Origin of the sequence: Shewanella subflava (genome assembly GCF_025971955.1) — a bacterium.
Taxonomy (GTDB): Bacteria; Pseudomonadota; Gammaproteobacteria; order Enterobacterales; family Shewanellaceae; genus Shewanella; species Shewanella subflava.
In genome coordinates this window covers 1-21,021 of the sequence record NZ_JAPDMX010000031.1, presented here as the reverse complement: position 1 = coordinate 21,021, position 21,021 = coordinate 1, and the positions used below count along the sequence as shown (strand labels likewise).

Annotated in this window: 18 protein-coding genes; 16 read left to right on the top strand and 2 right to left on the bottom strand. The window is 41.7% G+C overall.

All coding sequences use genetic code 11. The features are described from left to right. Nucleotides 1-13: 13 nt before the first annotated feature. The 4 genes from ydiJ to OHT75_RS15440 all read left to right on the top strand — a co-directional run bounded on the left by ydiJ (nt 14) and on the right by OHT75_RS15440 (nt 4,637). Entirely contained in the window at nt 14-3,058 is a 3,045-nt protein-coding gene (ydiJ, locus tag OHT75_RS15455; RefSeq protein ID WP_264728247.1) for a D-2-hydroxyglutarate dehydrogenase YdiJ, read from the top strand. A 13-nt stretch (nt 3,059-3,071) separates the two neighbouring features. Continuing rightward, a complete protein-coding gene (locus OHT75_RS15450) occupies nt 3,072-3,512 on the top strand; it encodes a DUF1285 domain-containing protein (RefSeq protein ID WP_264728246.1) in 441 nt (146 codons plus the stop codon). A 104-nt stretch (nt 3,513-3,616) separates the two neighbouring features. Further along, nucleotides 3,617-4,033: a MarR family winged helix-turn-helix transcriptional regulator gene (locus OHT75_RS15445; protein WP_264728244.1), complete on the top strand. Its 417-nt coding sequence runs from the start codon at nt 3,617-3,619 to the stop codon at nt 4,031-4,033. Nucleotides 4,034-4,103: 70 nt separating this feature from the next. Further along, nucleotides 4,104-4,637 (top strand): GNAT family N-acetyltransferase, encoded by a 534-nt coding sequence (locus tag OHT75_RS15440; RefSeq protein WP_264728242.1) that lies wholly within the window; start codon nt 4,104-4,106, stop codon nt 4,635-4,637. Nucleotides 4,638-4,698: 61 nt separating this feature from the next. Here the strand turns inward: OHT75_RS15440 and fur are convergent, their stop codons facing one another. After that, nucleotides 4,699-5,130, bottom strand: coding sequence for a ferric iron uptake transcriptional regulator (fur, locus tag OHT75_RS15435; protein ID WP_264728240.1), 432 nt, complete (start codon nt 5,128-5,130; stop codon nt 4,699-4,701). A 412-nt stretch (nt 5,131-5,542) separates the two neighbouring features. Between fur and cobB the strand changes: the two genes are divergently transcribed. Then, nucleotides 5,543-6,277, top strand: coding sequence for a Sir2 family NAD+-dependent deacetylase (gene cobB / locus OHT75_RS15430; protein WP_264728238.1), 735 nt, complete (start codon nt 5,543-5,545; stop codon nt 6,275-6,277). Then, nucleotides 6,274-6,747 (top strand): AAA family ATPase, encoded by a 474-nt coding sequence (locus tag OHT75_RS15425; protein WP_264728236.1) that lies wholly within the window; start codon nt 6,274-6,276, stop codon nt 6,745-6,747. Before cobB ends, OHT75_RS15425 begins: the two co-directional genes overlap by 4 nt. Nucleotides 6,748-6,857: 110 nt before the next feature. Here the strand turns inward: OHT75_RS15425 and OHT75_RS15420 are convergent, their stop codons facing one another. Then, nucleotides 6,858-8,144: a citrate synthase gene (locus OHT75_RS15420; protein WP_264728234.1), complete on the bottom strand. Its 1,287-nt coding sequence runs from the start codon at nt 8,142-8,144 to the stop codon at nt 6,858-6,860. 413 nt (nt 8,145-8,557) lie between these two features. Here OHT75_RS15420 and sdhC point away from each other — a divergent pair, with 413 nt between their 5' ends. From sdhC to OHT75_RS15365, 10 genes are all read left to right on the top strand, one after another. After that, complete coding sequence (gene sdhC / locus OHT75_RS15415) at nt 8,558-8,953, top strand: succinate dehydrogenase cytochrome b556 subunit (protein ID WP_264728232.1); 396 nt, start codon at nt 8,558-8,560, stop codon at nt 8,951-8,953. Continuing rightward, entirely contained in the window at nt 8,947-9,294 is a 348-nt protein-coding gene (sdhD, locus tag OHT75_RS15410; RefSeq protein WP_261297886.1) for a succinate dehydrogenase, hydrophobic membrane anchor protein, read from the top strand. Before sdhC ends, sdhD begins: the two co-directional genes overlap by 7 nt. Further along, nucleotides 9,295-11,061, top strand: coding sequence for a succinate dehydrogenase flavoprotein subunit (gene sdhA, locus OHT75_RS15405; protein WP_264728229.1), 1,767 nt, complete (start codon nt 9,295-9,297; stop codon nt 11,059-11,061). It abuts the gene before it with no gap. A 15-nt stretch (nt 11,062-11,076) separates the two neighbouring features. Further along, complete coding sequence (locus tag OHT75_RS15400) at nt 11,077-11,784, top strand: succinate dehydrogenase iron-sulfur subunit (RefSeq protein ID WP_188839885.1); 708 nt, start codon at nt 11,077-11,079, stop codon at nt 11,782-11,784. 224 nt (nt 11,785-12,008) lie between these two features. Continuing rightward, entirely contained in the window at nt 12,009-14,831 is a 2,823-nt protein-coding gene (gene sucA, locus OHT75_RS15395; protein WP_264728227.1) for a 2-oxoglutarate dehydrogenase E1 component, read from the top strand. A 28-nt stretch (nt 14,832-14,859) separates the two neighbouring features. Next, a complete protein-coding gene (odhB, locus tag OHT75_RS15390) occupies nt 14,860-16,047 on the top strand; it encodes a 2-oxoglutarate dehydrogenase complex dihydrolipoyllysine-residue succinyltransferase (protein ID WP_264728225.1) in 1,188 nt (395 codons plus the stop codon). 78 nt (nt 16,048-16,125) lie between these two features. Next, complete coding sequence (sucC, locus tag OHT75_RS15385) at nt 16,126-17,292, top strand: ADP-forming succinate--CoA ligase subunit beta (protein WP_188739245.1); 1,167 nt, start codon at nt 16,126-16,128, stop codon at nt 17,290-17,292. Then, the gene (gene sucD, locus OHT75_RS15380; RefSeq protein WP_188839882.1) at nt 17,292-18,164 is read left to right on the top strand and encodes a succinate--CoA ligase subunit alpha; all 873 of its coding nucleotides are present in this window, start codon (nt 17,292-17,294) and stop codon (nt 18,162-18,164) included. Before sucC ends, sucD begins: the two co-directional genes overlap by 1 nt. Before the next feature lie 330 nt (nt 18,165-18,494). Next, nucleotides 18,495-19,421: an AEC family transporter gene (locus tag OHT75_RS15375; RefSeq protein ID WP_264728219.1), complete on the top strand. Its 927-nt coding sequence runs from the start codon at nt 18,495-18,497 to the stop codon at nt 19,419-19,421. Nucleotides 19,422-20,726: 1,305 nt separating this feature from the next. After that, the gene (locus OHT75_RS15365; RefSeq protein ID WP_264728216.1) at nt 20,727-20,960 is read left to right on the top strand and encodes a lytic polysaccharide monooxygenase; all 234 of its coding nucleotides are present in this window, start codon (nt 20,727-20,729) and stop codon (nt 20,958-20,960) included. Nucleotides 20,961-21,021 lie beyond the last annotated feature (61 nt).

The following is a 21,021-nucleotide window of genomic DNA, read 5'->3' as shown; positions in this document are numbered from 1 at the left end:
TAATAAGTCTGCCATGTTACCTTTACTCTCACACAAACAAACATTAGAACCGGTTTATTTAGCGTATTTAGCTGCGTTAGAGCAAAGTGACTTTAATGGTGAAATTGACAAGCGTTATAGTGCCAGACTTATCCAAGCCACTGATAACTCAGTGTATCAATTCTTACCTCAGGCAGTTATTTATCCAGCTAGTCAAAAAGATGTTGAACTGGTATTACGCTTAGCTGCAAAGCCTGAGTTCAAAACCGTGACATTCAGCGCCCGCGGCGGCGGCACGGGGACCAATGGTCAATCTTTAACACACGGTCTGATACTCGATGTGTCACGTCACATGAATAAAGTTATCGAAGTGAACGCCACAGAAGGCTGGGTTAAAGTGCAAGCGGGTGTGGTAAAAGATGCACTTAATGATGCCTTGCGTCCCCACGGATTTTTCTTTAGTCCCGATTTATCGACATCAAATCGAGCGACTGTAGGCGGGATGATCAACACCGATGCTTCAGGCGCAGGCTCGTTAGTCTATGGTAAAACATCAGATCATGTTTTAGGACTTACCAGTGTGTTAATAGATGGCAGTGTATTAACATCACGGCCAATTAACAAAGAGGCTGTTAACGCTTCGCCAACCGAAAATTCACTAGCCGATGCCATTATTGCCACCATTTCAAATGTGTGCCTAGACAAGCGCGCATTAATTGAAAGCCGCTTTCCGAAATTAAATCGTTTCTTAACCGGTTATGATTTAAAACATGTTTGGAATGATGATTTAACTCAGTTTGATATATCGCGCATATTAACCGGTTCTGAGGGTACTTTGGCTGTGATCACTGAGGCGAAATTGAACATTACGCCACTGCCTAAAACCCGGATGATGGTGAACATAAAATATGATTCGTTTGAATCGGCATTGCGCCATGCACCATCGTTAGTTGAAGCCAAAGCCACAGTAGTTGAAACCGTTGATTCAAAAGTACTTAATTTGGCTAAACAAGATATTATTTGGCATTCGGTCGCTGATTTAATACAAGATGTCCCCAATAAGGTTATTGAAGGCCTAAACATGGTGGAGTTTGCAGGGGATGATGCTGAAGTCAAAGCAAAAGTAGCCAAGTTAGAAACAGTCTTAACCCAGCAATTAAATGATCAACTTTATGGTTTAGTGGGTTTTCAAGTGACTAGCGATAAACCGAGCATTGAACAGATATATGCAATGCGTAAAAAAGCGGTTGGGTTATTGGGCGCGACAAAAGGTCGACGTAAGCCTATTGCATTTGCAGAAGATACCGCTGTCCCCCCTGAAAACCTAGCAGATTTTATCATGGAGTTTCGTGCACTGTTAGATGGTCATCAATTGCAATATGGCATGTTTGGACATGTTGATGCTGGCGTGTTGCATGTGCGTCCATCGCTAGATATGTGTGATGAGGCAGATGAAAAATTATTGAAAGTCATTTCTGATGAAGTGGCCGCATTAACCCTTAAATATGGGGGATTAATGTGGGGCGAACACGGAAAAGGGGTGCGCGGAGAGTATGGCCCAGCGGTATTTGGCGATGAACTTTACGGCGTACTTGAGCAAATTAAAGGTTTATTTGATCCCGATAACCGTTTGAACCCAGGTAAATTAGTTGCGCCGCCAAAATCAGCACCGTTAATGTTTAACGTAGACAGTGCCAAGCGCGGCAGTTTTGACCGTCAAATCCCCATTAACGTGCGTGATGCATTTCCTGATGTGATGAACTGTAATGGTAACGGTTTATGTTTCAATTACAGCGCTTATTCACCAATGTGTCCCTCGTTTAAAGTGACTGGCGATCGTATTCAATCACCTAAAGGCCGCGCCGGATTAATGCGTGAATGGTTAAGACTACTTGAAGCGGAGGGTGTTGATATTAATGAATTAGCGGCGTCTAAATCTTCAAGCTTGCTGCAACGGGTACAAAACACTTTAAATGCAAAACGCGATTATGATTATTCCCATGAAGTGATGGCCTCTTTGAAAGGGTGTTTGGCCTGTAAAGCGTGTTCAAGCCAATGCCCTGTAAAAGTGGATGTACCAAAGTTTCGAGCCCAATTTTTCGATATTTACTACAAACGATACTTACGTCCAGCAAAAGATTATTTAGTCGCAGGTATTGAAGATTCATTGCCATTGATGGCAACAATGCCAAAAGTGACTAACTTTGCTTCACAAAACCCCCTGAGTCAGTGGGTTATCAAGAAGACAATTGGTTATGTCGATTCACCTAAGCTTTCTGTACCAACATTGAAACAACGTTTAGATGGTCATCCGAGCCGTGGTTATGAATTAGATGATTTATATGCCGTACCTGAGGCAGATCGCAATCAATATGTATTAGTGGTTCAAGACCCGTTTAATTCATTTTACGACGCTGACATTGTATTTCGATTTATTCAATTAATTGAAAAACTAGGTTTTAAACCTGTGTTATTACCTTTTAAACCCAATGGCAAACCTAGTCATATTAAAGGGTTTTTAACCAAATTTGCCAAAACCGCACAAAATAGTGCTGACTTTTTAAATAAGTTGCACGCACTTGGCATGCCAATGGTGGGTTTAGACCCTGCTTTAGTACTTTGTTATCGCGATGAATATAAAGAAGCTTTAGGGCAAAAACGCGGCAATTTTGAAGTGAAATTGGCAAATGAATGGCTCGTTAACGCCATTGAGTATTATCCGCCAATAAGCAAAGAAGTACCTGAGCAGTTCACTTGGTTTAGTCATTGTACTGAATCGACCGCCAAGCCCAATACAGCGAAAGAATGGCAAACTATTTTTAACCATTTTGGCGCCAAATTAACTAGTTTAAACCTTGGGTGTTGTGGCATGGCAGGAACGTATGGCCACGAGCTTGAAAACCTTGAACGATCTAAAGCCTTATTTGAAATGTCATGGCAATCAAGCATCGATAATGTAGCCGAAAAAGCGCAAATATTAGTGTCGGGCTATTCCTGTCGGAGTCAGGTGAAACGTTTTGCTAAATTCAGTCCTAAACATCCTATTGAAGCACTTTTAGGGTTATTGAATAACAATTAAGGTTAAACAGTGTATGACGGATAAGGATACACAAGCTGCAAAGTCAATTGCACAATTTACCCAGCATTCAGGGGTAAAATTGTGCAGTGAAGAGGCATTATTTCGTATTTTATCTGACGGCAGTTGGCTTTATCAAAACAGCCCTTTACCCACAAAGTTTGCCCGTATGTTCAGTCATATTCTGCATAATATCAATGATGAGTATTTTTTAATTACACCGGTAGAAAAGGTTAGAGTCGCAGTTGATTCGTGGCCCTTGTTATTGGTTGATGTTGAAGAAAACGAGGCTGGGTTTTGTTTTAAAACGAGCTTAGATACAAAAATTCAGGTTTCAAAAGTAGCCGTTATCGTTGAAGAAACAGGTATTTTTGTTAAATGTAACAAAGGATTAGTGGGTAGCTTAAACCGCGCTTGTTATTATCGCTATATTAATGAGTATTTATCTTTTGACTAAAAATTGGCTTTCTAGCGTATGCTAATGATATTGTCTGACTTGAACATGCCCTAGTAATCTAAATTCAAATCAGTAATATAAATTGATGTACTGAGGAGGTATCAATGAAACGTTTTGAAAGTTTAAATTATTTGGTATCGCACCTTAATTTGACCTTACAGCAAGCGCTAGATACTCGTTTGAAACGCTATGAATTAGATATCAAGCTTTGGCCTGTGTTATTCACCTTATGGCAAGAAGAGGGTCTGAGCCAAACAGAGTTATCTAAACGCTGTGATGTTGCCAACTACACCATGACCCGCTTGCTTGACCAACTGCAAGTGCAGGGATTGATCACCCGCCATCAAGAGGCAGATAATCGACGTGCATTTCAAATATTTCTCACCGACGATGGTAAAGCATTAGAGCATGATTTAGTGCATGAGGCCGAGTGGGTCAACGAGCAGTATTTAGCTTTATTAACTGTAGATGAACAAGATGAATTAATGCGACTTCTGAATAAAATCAATAAAATAGTTTAACTCTACCTATTTACGTTTTGCTTTGTGTTAACATGATTTTGTCGATATTTGATAACATGGAAACACCATCATGGTTGATTATCATCAATTTATATCTGAAAAAATTACTGAAACTAACAGGCTTATTTTGAGGCCATTTACCGAAGAAGATATTCCTGCTCTGTTTTTGATGAACAGTTTGCCCGAAATGCTCACCTATATCCCGATGGAGCCTTTTACTGAAGAGTCTCAAGCTGCGGATATTTACCATAATGTGATCCTCGCAGATTACGCCAAGCATGGTTTTGGCCGCTGGGCTGTACACCATAAACAGGATAACAAAGTCATTGGCTTTTGTGGCCCTAAGTTTTTACCCGAGTTTGATAAGGTCGAGCTTGGTTATCGCTATTTCCCTGAATATTGGGGCAAGGGCATTGGTTATGAAGCGGCACAAGCTGCAGTCGATACTTTTCAACCAAGATTTAATATTGATTTATTTATCGCGCTGATTTTACATGGTAATCAAGGGTCTGAAGGCGTGGCTAAAAAAGTCGGTATGTCGTTATTTGACCAAAGTGAATATTTGGGTCATAAAGTGCATGTATATCAACGTAAATTTAAATGATCTAGTCTTTTGTAGGCAATAAAAAACCAGCCTTTCAGCTGGTTTTTTTATGGATAACAGTTTATTCGTCAGCGTGGTCACAGCTATCATTAGTGCAGTGACCATATAAATACAAGCTGTGATGAGTCAGTTTAATGTTATGACGCATAGCAATTTCATCTTGACGACGCTCAATCACTTCATCAGAAAACTCGATAACTTTATCGCAGGTTAAACACACTAAATGATCATGATGCTTTTGCGTCGACATTTCAAAAACGGCTTTGCCAGATTCAAAATGGTGACGATTAAGAATGCCTGCATCATCAAATTGGTTCAGAACACGATATACAGTGGCTAAGCCAATTTCTTCACCCACTTCTAACAATTTCTTGTATAAGTCTTCAGCGCTAATGTGCTGGTTTTCAGGATTTTGCATTAGCTCAAGAATTTTCACTCGCGGCAGGGTAATTTTTAAACCGGCTTTTTTAAGGGCTTGATTTCCATCTGTCATTGCTAATCTCTTGATTGCAGAACCAATCGGTTCGTCCGTGGATAATAAAATCATTATATGTGTTGAATATGAAAACTTAAACCTCTAAGTGGTTTAATCTGGTTATTAATCTAAAATTTGTCCAGATTGCAATAAAAGACTTCCTAATTGTGATAATAAACTTACTTATACTAAGGGATTATTGCGATATCTTCTGACGCGAGCGACACTGAGTATTAATAGGTAAAATGTCTAGCACGTGTCTCTCGTGACGCGAAAGTGAAAACATTTTACGCCAGATATAACCAATTTTTGAAGATTACTACAGCAAGCGATTGCGGATGAATCGCAGTTTTTGCTAGTGTAGCTTATTAGCTCAATTCGGCTATGGTATGGATTTATGATTACCAGCCTATAATAAAAAGGAAGCACCATGTACCGGAATATTGTCGTGTTAACCGGCGCAGGCATTTCTGCAGAATCAGGAATTCGTACATTTCGCGATCAAAATGGATTATGGGAACAACATCATATTGAAGATGTTGCTACACCTGAGGGTTATGCTAAAGATATCGAATTGGTTGAACGCTTTTATAATAATCGCTGGCAACAGCTGCATTCTGATGAAGTCTGTGAAAACCTAGCGCATATTGCCTTAGCTAAATTAGAAGCTGAATTTGATGGCAATCTATTAGTCATTACGCAAAACGTGGATGATCTGCATGAAAGAGCAGGTTCACGTCGTTTATTGCATATGCATGGCGAGTTGTCTAAGGGCCGCTGTCCAAAGTCTTTGCAAACCTTTATCCTGCGTGAACCCTTCGGGCCAGATAACTGCTGTACTTGTTGCATTCCTGCAATGCGCTTAAGGCCACACATCGTGTGGTTTGGAGAGATGCCCTTTGGCATGGACCGGATTCATGACGCACTTGACCAATGTGATTTATTTATAGCGATTGGCACATCAGGTACAGTGTATCCTGCCGCAGGTTTTGTAGATAGCGCCAATCATCACGGCGCACAAACTGTTGAGGTGAATTTAGTCGCGCCAGACAGACACAGCCAATTTCAATATCATTTTACCGGTAAAGCAGGGGATATTGTGCCTAAACTGGTTGAAGATATTCTCAATGGAAAAACACTCGGCAGCGAATCGATTGCATCATGAGTGAGGCAATATCGTGTCAATATGACAGTAAATTAGCCATTATTATGCGTGGTTTACCCGGTAGCGGAAAATCCTACTGGGTGGAACAATTTATTCAATCTCAGCCATTACCCTTGGCTACGCGGATTAAGCAATATGGCTATTACTCAACTGACAACCTGTTTTTTATCGATGGTGAATATCGATTTGACGTCAATAAGCTATCGCAAAACCATCAACTTAATCTGAGTTTATTCATTGAAGCATTAGCAAGGGCTGAGCCTGTGGTGATTTGTGATAATACCAACGTGTGTCATTGGGAATATCTCGCTTATAAAACGGCTGCAGTCGCACTTGGGTACCAAGTGAAAGTTGTGCTAGTGGGCGATCCTAAATCTGCGGCGCATCAAGTGATATGTTCACAAAGAAATAAGCATCATGTACCACTGAAACAGATCCAAAGAATGGCAAATTTGTTTGAAATAGACTGATAGGATTGCTTAAGTCTAATGAAAATAAACAATAAAGCGTGTATTAAAAAATGACAGAATATAAAAAAGCGCCCTAGGGCGCTTTTTCGTGATAAACGTTAATTAATTGATTAACGTTTATCTAAGCTGACAAAATTACGCGCTGATTCACCAGTATATAACTGACGAGGACGGCTAATTTTGTGGCCAGGTTGGTCTAACATTTCTTTCCAGTGTGAAATCCAACCAACGGTACGTGACAATGCGAATAGCACTGTAAACATATCATTAGGGATACCAATGGCTTTCATGATTAGGCCAGAGTAGAAGTCAACGTTCGGGTAAAGCTTCTTAGAGATAAAGTATTCATCTTCAAGTGCTATACGCTCAAGCTCCATTGCTACGTCTAGTAATGGATCAACCACTTTAAGTTCTTTTAATACTTCATGACATGTTTCACGCATAACTTTCGCGCGAGGGTCGAAGTTTTTGTAAACGCGATGTCCGAAGCCCATTAAACGGAATGGGTCGTTCTTATCTTTTGCTTTTTCAATAAATTCAGGGATACGATCCACAGAACCAATTTCTTCAAGCATGGCAAGACAAGCTTCGTTAGCACCACCGTGAGCAGGGCCCCATAATGAAGCAATACCCGCTGCGATACATGCAAATGGGTTAGCACCAGAAGAACCTGCTAAACGTACTGTAGACGTTGAAGCATTTTGTTCATGATCTGCGTGAAGAACAAAGATACGATCCATTGCACGTTCAACTACTGGGTTAACTTTATATTCTTCGCATGGTGTTGCGAACATCATAGATAAGAAGTTACCCGCATAGCTTAATTCGTTACGAGGATACACAAAAGGTTGGCCCATTGAGTACTTGTAACACATTGCTGCGATGGTTGGCATTTTTGACACCAAACGGTAAGCGGCAATTTCACGATGCTTTGAATTGTTCACATCAAGAGAATCTTGATAGAAAGCAGAAAGTGCACCTGTCACACCACATAGCATTGCCATTGGGTGAGCGTCACGACGGAAGCCTCGGAAGAAGAATGCGATTTGCTCGTGAACCATAGTGTGTTCTTTTACTGTGGTTTCGAATTTGTCGAAATCAGCTTTAGACGGCAATTCTCCGTAAAGTAGCAAGTAGCATAAATCTAAATAACTTGATTCAGTTGCAAGTTGCTCAATTGGATAGCCACGGTGTAATAAAATACCTTGGTCACCATCGATATATGTGATTGCAGACTCACAAGATGCTGTTGCTAGAAAGCCTGGATCAAAAGTGAAATAGCCTTTTTTCCCCAACGTACTGATGTCAATTACATCAAACCCTTCAGTACCTTTCTTAATTGGTAAGTCGATTGAATCGTTACCTGGTAACTCTAATTTGGCTATATTATCAGCCATACCCCGTTCTCCTTACGTCATTCTTTATATGAGTGCGGCATGTTAAGCGGACATTACTTTACAGTGGATCGGGACACTAGATCAATTTAAATAAGCGTTTAAATTTGTTAGACCATGGTATATACCCTGTTAAAAGCCTTTAGCTACGCGCTTTAGAATAAAAAATTCATAAAAAAACTTAATTTGCATAATGTGATGTTTGTATTTGACAATTCTCGCGAGTATACTTGCCTGCGTCCTTAAGGGCGACAGACATCACACTTTCGAAATGATTATTTTACAATCTAAATTAGTGATTTCTCAATTAGTTAGGTGTTTGATAGTAGTTTGTTTTTTGCTTAAACATGTTGTTAACACTTTTTTGGCGTTGATGTTTTAAGCAAAAAAGAAATACATAACAAAAATAATGCTCAATGGAGCTGAGTGAGCAGAACGTGAAAAAGCAAAGACCTGTCCATCTAGACCTGCAGACGATACGCTTCCCTGCGACAGCTATCGCATCAATCCTACACCGCATTTCCGGTGTCATCATGCTATTCGCTATTGGTATTCTTTTGTGGTTGTTAAATTCGACTTTAACCTCTGCTGAAGGCTTCGCTAGCGTCCAATCCTTGTTCGATGGTTTCGTAATGAAGTTCATCCTTTGGGGCATTCTAACCGCACTTGGTTATCACTTATTAGGTGGCATCCGTCACTTGATTATGGATACAGGTCGTTGGGAAGAGTTAGCTTCAGGTATTGCTTCTGCTAAAGTAACATTTGCTTTAGCCGCAGCCATTTCAATCATAGCGGGGATTTGGGTATGGTAACTAACGCAGCAAGTTTTGGACGCAGCGGTGTCCATGACTTTATTTTACTACGCGCCAGTGCGGTGATCCTAGCTTGTTATACAATCTTCTTGGTTGGATTTATCGCGTGTAGTTCACCATTGACTTTCGACATTTGGCACGGCTTATTTAGCACATTGCCAATGAAGGTATTTACCTTGTTAGCTTTAGTTGCGCTACTAGTCCATGCATGGATTGGTGTGTGGCAAGTATTAACTGACTATGTTAAATGCACGTCGTTACGTGGTGTATTACAGTTTACCTTTGTTGTGACCGCATTCAGTTATTTAGCGGCCGGCATCGTAATAGTGTGGGGTGTATAAGTGAGTATTCCAGTACGCGAATTTGATGCAATCGTTATTGGTGCCGGTGGCGCTGGTATGCGAGCAGCATTACAGATTTCTAAAGAAGGTAAAAGCTGTGCGCTTTTATCAAAGGTTTTCCCAACACGTTCTCATACTGTGTCTGCGCAAGGTGGTATTACTGTTGCGTTAGGTAACGCGCATGAAGATCACTGGGAACAGCACATGTACGATACGGTTAAAGGTTCTGATTTTATCGGTGACCAAGACGCTATCGAATTTATGTGTCAAACCGGTCCAGAAGCCATTATCGAACTTGAGCACATGGGTTTACCATTCTCTCGTTTTGAAAACGGCACCATTTATCAACGTCCTTTTGGTGGTCAATCAAGAAACTTTGGTGGCGAGCAAGCGGCACGTACAGCGGCAGCAGCTGACCGTACCGGTCATGCATTGTTACACTGTTTATATCAACAAAATGTTAAGCATAAAACTCAAGTGTTTTCTGAGTGGTATGCATTAGATCTTGTTAAAAACGATGACGGCGTGATTGTCGGTTGTACTGCAATCGAAATCGAAACCGGTGATATTGTTTATTTCAAAGCTAAAGCGACGATTTTAGCTACAGGTGGTGCAGGGCGTATTTATGCTTCAACCACTAACGCACATATCAACACGGGTGATGGCGTGGGTATGGCAGCACGTGCTGGCGTTCAATTACAAGACATGGAAATGTGGCAGTTCCACCCAACGGGTATTGCTGGCGCAGGTGTACTTGTTACTGAAGGTTGTCGTGGTGAAGGCGGATACTTATTAAATAAAGATGGCGAACGTTTCATGGAACGTTATGCGCCAAACGCGAAAGATTTAGCCTCTCGTGACGTGGTAGCGCGTTCAATGATGACTGAAATTCGTGAAGGCCGCGGTCTTGATGGTCCTTTAGGTCCACACTGTTTACTCAAACTGGATCATTTAGGTAAAGAAACCCTAGAAGCGCGTTTACCAGGTGTTTGTGAATTATCACGCACGTTTGCGCACATTGATCCGGCTGATGGTCCAATTCCAGTATTACCTACTTGTCACTACATGATGGGTGGCCTACCAACTAAAGTGAGCGGTCAAGTTATTCGTATGGATAAAGACGGCACTGAGTCTGAAGTTGTTGGTTTATTCGCTGTAGGTGAAATTGCTTGTGTATCTGTTCACGGTGCTAACCGTCTTGGTGGTAACTCACTACTAGACTTAGTGGTATTTGGACGTGCAGCAGGTCAACATTTAGGTAAAGCACTTGATGCAACTGCTGATCCTAAAGATGCTTCTACCGCAAATATTAATGCTTCACTCGCGCGTTTAAATCGCTGGGAAAGTAACAAAGACGGTGAAGATCCAGCGGTAATTCGTAAAGATTTACAACTTTGTATGCAACTAAACTTCTCTGTATTCCGTACTGGTGATGCAATGGCTGAAGGTTTAGAGCAACTTCAAGCAATTCAAAAACGTTTAAATAATGCCAAACTTTCTGATAACTCAAGAGAGTTCAACACTCAACGTATTGAATGTTTAGAGCTAGATAACCTTATGGCTACTGCGTTAGCAACAGCATATGCTGCTAACTTCCGTACAGAAAGTCGTGGTGCGCATTCTCGTGAAGACTTCTTAGAGCGTGATGATGACAACTGGTTATGTCACAGTTTGTTCGACCCAGCTGATACATCAATGACCAAACGTGATGTGAATATGGCGCCTAAGTTACGTGAAGCCTTCCCTCCGAAGAAACGTACTTACTAAGCAGGAGTTGCAAAGATGAAATTAACATTTGCAGTGTATCGTTATAATCCTGATGTAGATACTAAGCCATACATGAAGGATTACACCCTTGAAGTGCAAGATGGCACTGATATGATGGTGTTAGATGCATTAATTAAGCTTAAAGAACAAGACCCAACATTAGCGTTCCGTCGTTCATGCCGTGAAGGTGTGTGTGGCAGTGACGGTATCAACATGAACGGTAAAAATGGACTAGCGTGTATCACGCCTGTTTCTACCTTCAAGGGTAAAAAGCTTGAAATTCGTCCGTTACCTGGTATGCCAGTAGTACGAGATCTTGTGGTTGATTTAACTCAATTCTATAAACAGTATGAGAAAATCAAACCTTTCTTGATCAATGATGAAAAAACACCAGCACGTGAACACTTACAATCACCTGAAGAGCGCGAGCACTTAGATGGTTTATATGAATGTATCATGTGTGCATGTTGTTCGACTGCTTGTCCGTCTTTCTGGTGGAACCCAGATAAATTTATCGGACCAAGTGGTTTATTACATGCTTATCGCTTCCTAATCGACAGCCGTGATACCGCTACAGAAGAGCGTTTATCTGAGCTTGACGATGCTTACAGTGTGTTCCGTTGTCACGGTATCATGAACTGTGTTGATGTTTGTCCTAAAGGATTAAACCCAACTAAAGCCATTGGCCATATTAAGTCAATGCTACTGAAGCGAGCGGTTTAATGAACATAGAAGAGCCTTTTAACCTGGTTAATTAGCTCTTTTTGAGAGCCATCTGCTTAGTAGGAGATGGCTCTTTTGTGTGTTTATGGATTACCTTTGTCATGAGTTTGTGAAATTCGTTATTGAGTACAAGTCTTTGGCAGAGATAGAAAGTTAAGCATGGCGATGACATTCATTGTTATGCATTATGGCTAGCACGTGTATCAAGTTTGAAAGGAATAACAATGCACCAAGGCATCATGAAAGCCTGGCTCGAGTCGTCTCACTTAAGTGGTTCGAACGCGACCTATGTAGAAGAGATGTATGAAGCCTATCAAGAAGATCCGCAATCAGTATCTGCTGATTGGCAGCTTGTTTTTGATAACCTCCCTCCCGTTAACGGTGTCGCAAAAGATGCACCGGAGGCTGCCCACTCTAAAGTTCGTGACTATTTCCGTAGTTTAGCTCTAGAAAGTCGTGCCAAAGGCGCTGCTCGCGTAAGCGACCCAGAGTTAGATGCAAAACAGGTTAAAGTCCTTCAGTTAATTAATGCTCATCGTTTCCGTGGCCACCAAAATGCCAAACTTGATCCACTAGGATTGTGGAAGCGTGATGAAGTTCAGGAACTCGATCCGGCTTATCATGGGTTAACTGCAGAAGACATGCAACGTGAGTTTAATACGGGGTCATTCGCCTTAGGCGGTGAAACCATGAAACTTGCGGATATTATTTCTGCCCTTAAGAGCAGTTACTGCGGCTCTATCGGTGCAGAATATATGCACATTACCGACACAGACGAGAAACGCTGGATCCAACAACGTCTTGAGCCAACTTTAGGTAAAGCTAACTACAGTCCAGCAGTCAAGAAACGTATTCTTGAAGGCCTGAATGCCGCAGAAGGTATTGAAAAATATCTTGGTGCTAAATTCCCAGGCGCTAAACGTTTTTCGCTAGAAGGTGGTGATGCATTAGTGCCAATGATGCGTGAAATTATTTATCGCGCAGGTGAAGCGGGCACTAAAGAAATTGTTGTGGGTATGGCTCACCGTGGTCGACTAAATCTATTAGTTAACATTCTAGGTAAACGTCCAGGAGAGTTATTTGACGAGTTTGCTGGCAAACACGCAGACACTCACGGTTCAGGTGACGTTAAATATCACCAAGGTTTCTCATCGGATTTTGAAACGCCAGGTGGCAATGTTCACTTAGCGTTAGCCTTTAACCCATCTCACTTAGAAATTGTTAACCCAGTGGTGATTGGTTCTGTGCGCGCACGTCAAGATCGTCGCGGCTGTAAAGATGGCTTGCAAGTTATGCCTATCACTATTCATGGTGACTCGGCAATTACAGGTCAGGGTATCGTACAAGAGACATTTAACATGTCTCAAACCCGTGGTTTCAAAGTGGGTGGTAGCATCCGCATCGTAGTCAATAACCAAGTTGGTTTTACTACTTCAAACCATGCTGATGTGCGTTCAACTGAATACTGTACTGACATTGCTAAAATGGTGCAGGCGCCTATTTTCCATGTCAACTCAGACGATCCAGAAGCGGTTGCGTTTATTTCGCAACTAGCGGTTGATTACCGTAACGAGTTTAAACGTGATGTAGTGATTGATTTAGTGTGTTATCGCCGTCATGGCCATAACGAAGCGGATGAGCCTAGTGCAACACAGCCGCTTATGTATGCCAAAATCAAAAAACACCCAACACCACGTAAAATCTACGCTGACAAGCTGATTGCTGAAAACAGCATTCCTGCAGATGAAGTAACAGGTTTAATTAACCATTACCGTGATGCGTTGGATGCGGGTGATTGTGTAGTTAAAGAGTGGCGCCCAATGACGCTACATACTGTTGACTGGACACCGTATTTGAATCGCGAATGGGATGAAGAATACGCCGCAGCAATGTCAATGGAGCGTCTACAAAACTTAGCCAATAAGTTAGTGGATATTCCTGAAAATCATAAATTACAATCACGTGTTGAAAAGATTTACGGTGATCGCGTGTTAATGGCTAAAGGCGAGAAGTTACTTGACTGGGGTTTTGCAGAAACCTTAGCCTATGCTTCAATTCTTGAAGACAAAAAGCGCGTGCGAATTACAGGTCAAGATTCTGGCCGTGGTACTTTCTTCCACCGTCATGCGGTATTGCATAACCAAAAAGATGCATCTACCTACATGCCGTTACGCAATATTGCTGATGAACAAGCACCGATAGATATCACTGACTCAGTTTTATCAGAAGCCTCAGTATTAGCATTCGAGTACGGCTATGCTACGGCAGAGCCAGGCGGATTAACCATTTGGGAAGCCCAATTTGGTGACTTCGTAAACTGTGCCCAAGTGGTGATTGACCAATTCTTATCGTCTGGTGAGCAAAAGTGGGGCCGTTTATGTGGCCTAACTATGTTGTTACCCCATGGCTATGAGGGTCAAGGTCCAGAGCATTCAAGTGCCCGTTTAGAGCGTTTCTTACAGTTATGTGCAAACCACAACATGCAAGTGTGTGTTCCATCAACACCTGCACAGGTTTATCATATGCTGCGTCGTCAAGTGGTGCGTCCAATGCGTCGTCCATTGGTTGTGATGTCACCAAAATCATTGTTACGTCACCCATTAGCCGTATCTAGCATGCAAGAGCTTGCCGAAGGGACTTTCCAAAATATCATTGGTGAGATCGATACCTTAGAGGCAAGCAAAGTTGATCGCGTGGTGTTCTGTAGCGGTAAAGTGTACTTCGAGTTACTCGAAAGACGTCGCAAAGAAAACATCACTAATATTGCAATCATTCGTGTTGAGCAGTTGTATCCGTTCCCTGATGTGGAAATGCGTGCAGCATTAGAAACATATCAACATGTTACTGATTTTGTTTGGTGTCAGGAAGAGCCTCAAAACCAAGGTGCATGGTACTGTAGTCAGCATCACTTCTGGGCTAATATTCCAGCAGGCGCTCAATTAACTTATGCGGGTCGTGAAGCGTCAGCTGCACCGGCTTGTGGTTATCCAGGGTTGCATGTACAACAGCAAGAATCATTATTGAATAGCGCATTAAAACTGTCGTAAAGATAATTTATATAAAGGGAAGCTTTCCATGAGTATCGAAATTAAGGTACCGGTATTACCAGAATCAGTTGCTGATGCAACTATTGCAACTTGGCACGTTCAACCTGGCGAACAGGTATCTCGTGATCAAAACTTAGTTGATATTGAGACCGATAAAGTTGTTCTAGAAGTGGTTGCGCCTGAAGATGGTTCAATTTCTGAGTTATTGTTCCAAGAAGGCGACACCGTTTTAGGTGAGCAAGTGATTGCTAAGTTCATCGCAGGTGTTGTTGCTGGTCAAGAAGTGACTAAAGCGGATGCGCAAGCTCCTGCTGCAGATGCTGCACCGGCTTCAGACGAGTCAAATGATGCACTAAGCCCATCTGTACGTCGTTTAATCGCTGAGCATAATCTTGATGCTGAAAAAATTAAAGGCACAGGTGTGGGTGGACGTATCACTAAAGAAGACGTTGAAGCATTTGCTAAATCAGCACCAGCAGCTAAACCTGCTGCAGCACCTGTTGCGCCTTTAGAAGGCCGCAGTGAAAAACGCGTACCTATGACCCGTTTACGTAAAACTATCGCTACACGTTTATTAGAAGCGAAAAACTCGACTGCAATGTTAACCACGTTTAACGAAGTTAACATGAAGCCAATCATGGATATCCGTAAGCAATATCAAGATATCTTTGAAAAGCGCCACGGTATTCGTTTAGGCTTTATGTCTTTCTACATCAAAGCGGTCACTGAAGCGCTTAAGCGTTTCCCTGAAGTTAACGCTTCAATTGATGGTGACGATATTGTTTACCACAACTATTTTGATATCAGCATTGCTGTATCTACTCCACGTGGTCTGGTAACACCAGTATTACGTGATACTGATACCATGAATCTTGCTGAAATTGAAAAAGCCGTGCGTGAATTAGCCATCAAAGGCCGTGACGGAAAATTATCTGTTGCAGACATGACAGGTGGCAACTTCACCGTAACTAACGGTGGTGTTTTCGGTTCGCTTATGTCAACGCCAATTTTGAACCTGCCACAAAGCGCAATCTTAGGCATGCATGCTATTAAAGATCGCCCAATGGCAGTCAATGGTCAGGTTGAAATCCTGCCTATGATGTACCTAGCACTCTCTTATGACCATCGTATTGTTGATGGCCGTGAGTCAGTTGGCTTCTTAGTCGCTATTAAAGACTTCTTAGAAGATCCAACTCGTCTATTGCTTGACCTATAAGAGTCAACTAGACACACCCTCGTCGCTGGCTCACATTGAGCCAGTAGGATTTGATTAGAAGTATATGGATAGATCATCATGAATTTGCATGAGTATCAGGCAAAATCTTTATTTGCCGAATATGGTTTACCAGTCTCTGAAGGCTTTGCATGTGATACTGCTCAAGAAGCAGTTGAAGCGGCTGGCCACATTGGCGGAAATATGTGGGTTGTTAAGTGTCAAGTACACGCAGGCGGCCGTGGTAAAGCAGGTGGCGTTAAAGTTACCGGCAATAAAGACGAAATCAGAGCATTTGCTGAAAACTGGTTAGGTAAAAACTTAGTGACATATCAGACTGATGCTAAAGGTCAGCCAGTTGCTAAAATCCTAGTTGAAAGCTGTACTGATATCGCCAATGAATTGTACTTAGGTGCAGTTGTTGACCGTAGCACTCGTCGCGTTGTCTTTATGGCATCGACTGAAGGTGGCGTTGAAATTGAAAAAGTGGCTGAAGAATCTCCAGAGCTTATTCACACAGCGATCATCGACCCGTTAACCGGTCCTCAAGCATACCAAGCACGTGATCTTGGCTTCAAGTTAGGTTTAAACCCAACGCAAATGAAGCAGTTCACTAAGATCTTTATGGGTCTAGCTAACATGTTCAATGACCATGATTTTGCGTTATTAGAAATCAACCCACTTGTTATCACCACTGAAGGCAACCTTCACTGTTTAGATGGCAAGATTGGTATTGATGGCAACGCATTATTCCGTCAACCAAAAATCAAAGCGATGCACGATCCATCTCAAGATGACGCTCGTGAAGCGCACGCAGCTAAGTTTGAATTAAACTATGTAGCATTAGATGGCAACGTAGGTTGTATGGTTAACGGTGCTGGCCTAGCAATGGGTACTATGGACATCGTAAACCTACACGGTGGCAAGCCAGCTAACTTCTTAGACGTTGGCGGCGGAGCAACGAAAGAACGTGTTGCTGAAGCATTTAAGATCATTCTTTCTGACAGCAATGTTAAAGCCGTATTGGTTAACATCTTTGGTGGTATCGTACGTTGCGATATGATCGCTGAAGGTATTATCGGTGCTGTGAAAGAAGTTGGCGTTAAAGTGCCAGTGGTTGTGCGTCTTGAAGGTACTAACGCCGAATTAGGTCGTGAAGTATTGGCTAAGTCTGGTCTTGATATCATCGCGGCAACAAGTCTAACTGACGCGGCTGAGCAAGTTGTTAAAGCTGCGGAGGGCAAATAATGTCTGTTTTAATTAACAAAGATACCAAGGTAATCTGTCAAGGTTTCACTGGCGGTCAGGGTACTTTCCACTCTGAGCAGGCGATTGCTTATGGCACGCAAATGGTTGGTGGTGTTTCTCCTGGTAAAGGTGGTCAAACTCACCTAGGTCTACCAGTATTTAACACTGTTAAAGATGCGGTAGCAGCAACAGGTGCAACGGCAACTGTTATCTACGTTCCAGCACCATTTTGTAAAGATGCCATTCTTGAAGCAATCGATGCTGGCCTAGAGCTAATCGTTTGTATCACTGAAGGCATCCCAACACTTGATATGCTTCAAGTGAAAGTGAAGCTAGAAGAAACTGGCACACGTATGATCGGTCCTAACTGTCCAGGTGTGATCACTCCTGGTGAATGTAAGATTGGTATCATGCCAGGTCACATCCACAAGCCTGGTAAAGTCGGTATTGTTTCTCGCAGCGGTACATTAACGTACGAAGCGGTTAAGCAAACCACTGACGAAGGTTTCGGCCAATCTACTTGTGTCGGTATTGGTGGTGACCCAATTCCTGGTACTAACTTCATCGACGTATTGGAAATGTTCCAAAACGATCCACAAACTGAAGCGATTGTTATGATCGGTGAAATTGGTGGTAATGCTGAAGAAGAAGCGGCTGAATATATCAAAGCACACGTGACTAAGCCTGTTGTATCTTATATTGCTGGTGTGACTGCACCAGAAGGTAAGCGTATGGGCCATGCTGGCGCAATTATCGCTGGCGGTAAAGGTACTGCTGCTGATAAATTTGCTGCTTTAGAAGCTGCAGGCGTAACGACTGTTCGCTCTTTAGCTGACATCGGTAAAGCATTACGTACTCGTACTGGTTGGTAATTTTACCCTCCTGATGAAAAGGCGCTTAGGCGCCTTTTTTATTTTCAGCCCTGATCCACCTACTTCAGTAGGTGGTTATCATCAATTAGGCTCTGCCTGAAGTACGTTCAATAGCTGATTAACATAAGTGATAGGTGAGCTTTGCTAATGGTGCGGTACAAGCTTCTAAATCAGGGATGATTTAGTAGAGCCAATAGGGATATATTTACGGCGTCTTGTCACGCACGGTAGGAAAGCGCCCTTTTAGGGCGTGATATCAAAGCCAGTTTCTTCATAAGGTGGATTATTTACTGGCAAGATATTGATATTTAGTTTGATTGTTGAGTGATTATGGCCATTTTTAGTATAATTTTCCCGCTCATTTTTATGGTGTCGTTGGGCTATTTACTCACACGACTGGCCTTTTTTAATAAAGAGCAGATAAGCGGCATCAGTAAATTCACTTTTTATGTCAGTATTCCTGCATTTTTGTTTATCAATATGTTAGCCGCGCCGCTATCTCAAAGCTTTGATGTATCATCATTACTGGTGTTTTATCTACCCGTGTTAGCGGTATATACACTGGGGTATCGTTTTAATCGTCAGTTTGCCAAACTAGAACTTAAAAGCCGAGATGCCAGTGCGGTATTTGCCCTAGGTTCAAGTTATTCAAATACTGTATTGGTTGGCTTGCCTATCATTGTGGCAGCTATTGGTGAGGAAATGATAGGTCAAGTGTTTATGATCATTACATTTCACAGTGCCTTATTATTTGCTATCACGTTTATTTTGGCCGCGCGAGTAGGGGGGCAGGGTTTTTCATGGGGCAGTTTTACACGCAATATGCTGCTGAATCCTGTGGTGCTAAGTATCACCCTGGGTATGATTGCAAATGCAGTCGGACTGAGTTTATTTTCTGCCTTAGAAGCGGGATTAATGTTACTTGCTAAACCCGCACTTGCCAGTGCGTTATTTGTTTTGGGCGCAAATTTAAGTTTTTATCAAATCAGCCAAGATTGGCCATTCGCATTATGCGCCAGTTTTTTGAAAATAATACTGTTGCCAGCATTGGTGTTTATTACAGGTCAATGGCTATTGGTACTTCCCTCACAAACTCTAACAATGCTGGTATTACTGAGTGCCTCCCCCCTTGGGGTGAATGCTTATTTAATTGCAACAGAACTTAAACAGCATGAGACAACGCTTGGTACGACAGTGGTGTTATCGACGTTGTTATCGGTATTGAGTTTCAGTTTTTGGTTAGCGTTATTAACCTAACATGAGCACGGTGTCATAAACGTCTAGCAAACAGACCTTTGTCTTGCTAACTGCTTTATTAACGTGTAATAGGTAAGCTATTGACGTGTTGATGCGCCTTGTTTTCAAAACAAATGACAAGTTTGCGAAAAAATAAGCTCAATCTGTTGAATTGTGCTTATTGAGCCCATCTGTTAACCCGAGTTGAGGTTAAGCTAATTCAATTGAGTGTTGTATTCGGTCAATTGTTTGATGATTGGCCAATAGCTTGTTTCAGCTAGCTGATCATTTCATTTTAAGTGAATTATTTCTTTGGGCATTGGCAATAGGCGTTAGCGGCTATGAGGCTTGGCGAGCAATCAATCACATAGTAAATATAGCATAAGGTTTAACCGATTTTTAAAATGTCAGACTTTATCCCGAGTCTAACATTAATCTTGAAGAGTATAAGGTCAGCATGCCTAGAACGATTACATTATCAGAGTATGTAAAAAATCGTAATGGTGTCGCTCTTGGGGCATCGGGATCAATGTCAAATATGCTCAAGCGTTCGTTAGGTGCTAGTTCATTTTATTTATTTTGGCACTATTGGAATCCAATCTGGGGTTACTATCTTTCACGCAAGGTAATGAAGCCATTAAGTCACCTATTTCCCATATGGGTAGCCGTGATGATGACTTTTGCTGTGAGTGGTGCATTACATGATTTAGCGATAACGTTGGTAAAGTGGAAGCTAACGTTTTTGTTTACACCGTGGTTTTCTTTGATGAGTTTAATTGTTTTAGCGACTAAGCATTTTGGTATTTCATATAGCGATTATCATTGGCTGGTTAGAGCATTTATAAACCTATCACTCATAGCAATATGTTTCGTTTTAGCTCGTCAGATAGCCTTACACAGTTAATTGTTCAGCCAGTCTATTTCGCTAGTATAGGCATGTGCCAAACTTATCTACTTGTCCTTAAGCACTCAATTTCCAGTAAGTGGGTTAATAGATAGCGCTGCATTTTACGCGCTCATGTTTGATGCCTACTGACTGCAATGGTTTCTTTAATCATGTTCATAATATTATTTTTAACAAACCCTCAAGATTTAGAACATGGTTAACATCGTTGTCAGGTAAACTGATAACAGGTGTATCGTTGCGGGATACTAAATAAAAAAACTATGCATATAAAGTAAGCATATGATGCATTAAATAGTAAATTATTCATAAACTTAAATTAAATTCATTTGAAGTCGTTTTATAATGTCGGGCTGTGATTTACCTCATGTGAGAAATTGAAAAAATCACAGTTTTTCTCAAAAATAATAAAGGACTTTTTAATGAAAAGTACAACATTACTGGGTGCTACATTTGCGTTAACCGCAATGCAGGTTACCCTCCCTGAACAACAAGCTCATGCGCATGGTTGGACCGAATTTCCTGAGGCGCGACAATCAATCTGTTATGAGCAAGGTGGACTGTGGTCTGGCACACCACCTAATGCGGCGTGTGCGCAAGCAAAAGACATTTCTGGCACATATCCATTTGTACAGCGTAATGTAAGCGGTCAATAAACCCCACATACCAATAATACTCACGCTTTAATATAGTACCTTTTTCACCGGAGGTACTATG

What these genes read in the sequence shown, in the direction of transcription:
- OHT75_RS15420 (WP_264728234.1), bottom strand. Translation starts at nt 8,144, where the DNA reads ATGGCTGATAATATAGCCAAATTAGAGTTACCAGGTAACGATTCAATC.
- OHT75_RS15365 (WP_264728216.1), top strand. Translation starts at nt 20,727, where the DNA reads ATGAAAAGTACAACATTACTGGGTGCTACATTTGCGTTAACCGCAATG.
- OHT75_RS15440 (WP_264728242.1), top strand. Translation starts at nt 4,104, where the DNA reads ATGGTTGATTATCATCAATTTATATCTGAAAAAATTACTGAAACTAAC.
- cobB (WP_264728238.1), top strand. Translation starts at nt 5,543, where the DNA reads ATGTACCGGAATATTGTCGTGTTAACCGGCGCAGGCATTTCTGCAGAA.
- OHT75_RS15400 (WP_188839885.1), top strand. Translation starts at nt 11,077, where the DNA reads ATGAAATTAACATTTGCAGTGTATCGTTATAATCCTGATGTAGATACT.
- fur (WP_264728240.1), bottom strand. Translation starts at nt 5,130, where the DNA reads ATGACAGATGGAAATCAAGCCCTTAAAAAAGCCGGTTTAAAAATTACC.
- OHT75_RS15445 (WP_264728244.1), top strand. Translation starts at nt 3,617, where the DNA reads ATGAAACGTTTTGAAAGTTTAAATTATTTGGTATCGCACCTTAATTTG.
- OHT75_RS15375 (WP_264728219.1), top strand. Translation starts at nt 18,495, where the DNA reads ATGGCCATTTTTAGTATAATTTTCCCGCTCATTTTTATGGTGTCGTTG.
- OHT75_RS15425 (WP_264728236.1), top strand. Translation starts at nt 6,274, where the DNA reads ATGAGTGAGGCAATATCGTGTCAATATGACAGTAAATTAGCCATTATT.
- sucA (WP_264728227.1), top strand. Translation starts at nt 12,009, where the DNA reads ATGCACCAAGGCATCATGAAAGCCTGGCTCGAGTCGTCTCACTTAAGT.
- odhB (WP_264728225.1), top strand. Translation starts at nt 14,860, where the DNA reads ATGAGTATCGAAATTAAGGTACCGGTATTACCAGAATCAGTTGCTGAT.
- sdhC (WP_264728232.1), top strand. Translation starts at nt 8,558, where the DNA reads ATGGAGCTGAGTGAGCAGAACGTGAAAAAGCAAAGACCTGTCCATCTA.
- OHT75_RS15450 (WP_264728246.1), top strand. Translation starts at nt 3,072, where the DNA reads ATGACGGATAAGGATACACAAGCTGCAAAGTCAATTGCACAATTTACC.
- sucD (WP_188839882.1), top strand. Translation starts at nt 17,292, where the DNA reads ATGTCTGTTTTAATTAACAAAGATACCAAGGTAATCTGTCAAGGTTTC.
- sucC (WP_188739245.1), top strand. Translation starts at nt 16,126, where the DNA reads ATGAATTTGCATGAGTATCAGGCAAAATCTTTATTTGCCGAATATGGT.
- sdhD (WP_261297886.1), top strand. Translation starts at nt 8,947, where the DNA reads ATGGTAACTAACGCAGCAAGTTTTGGACGCAGCGGTGTCCATGACTTT.
- ydiJ (WP_264728247.1), top strand. Translation starts at nt 14, where the DNA reads ATGTTACCTTTACTCTCACACAAACAAACATTAGAACCGGTTTATTTA.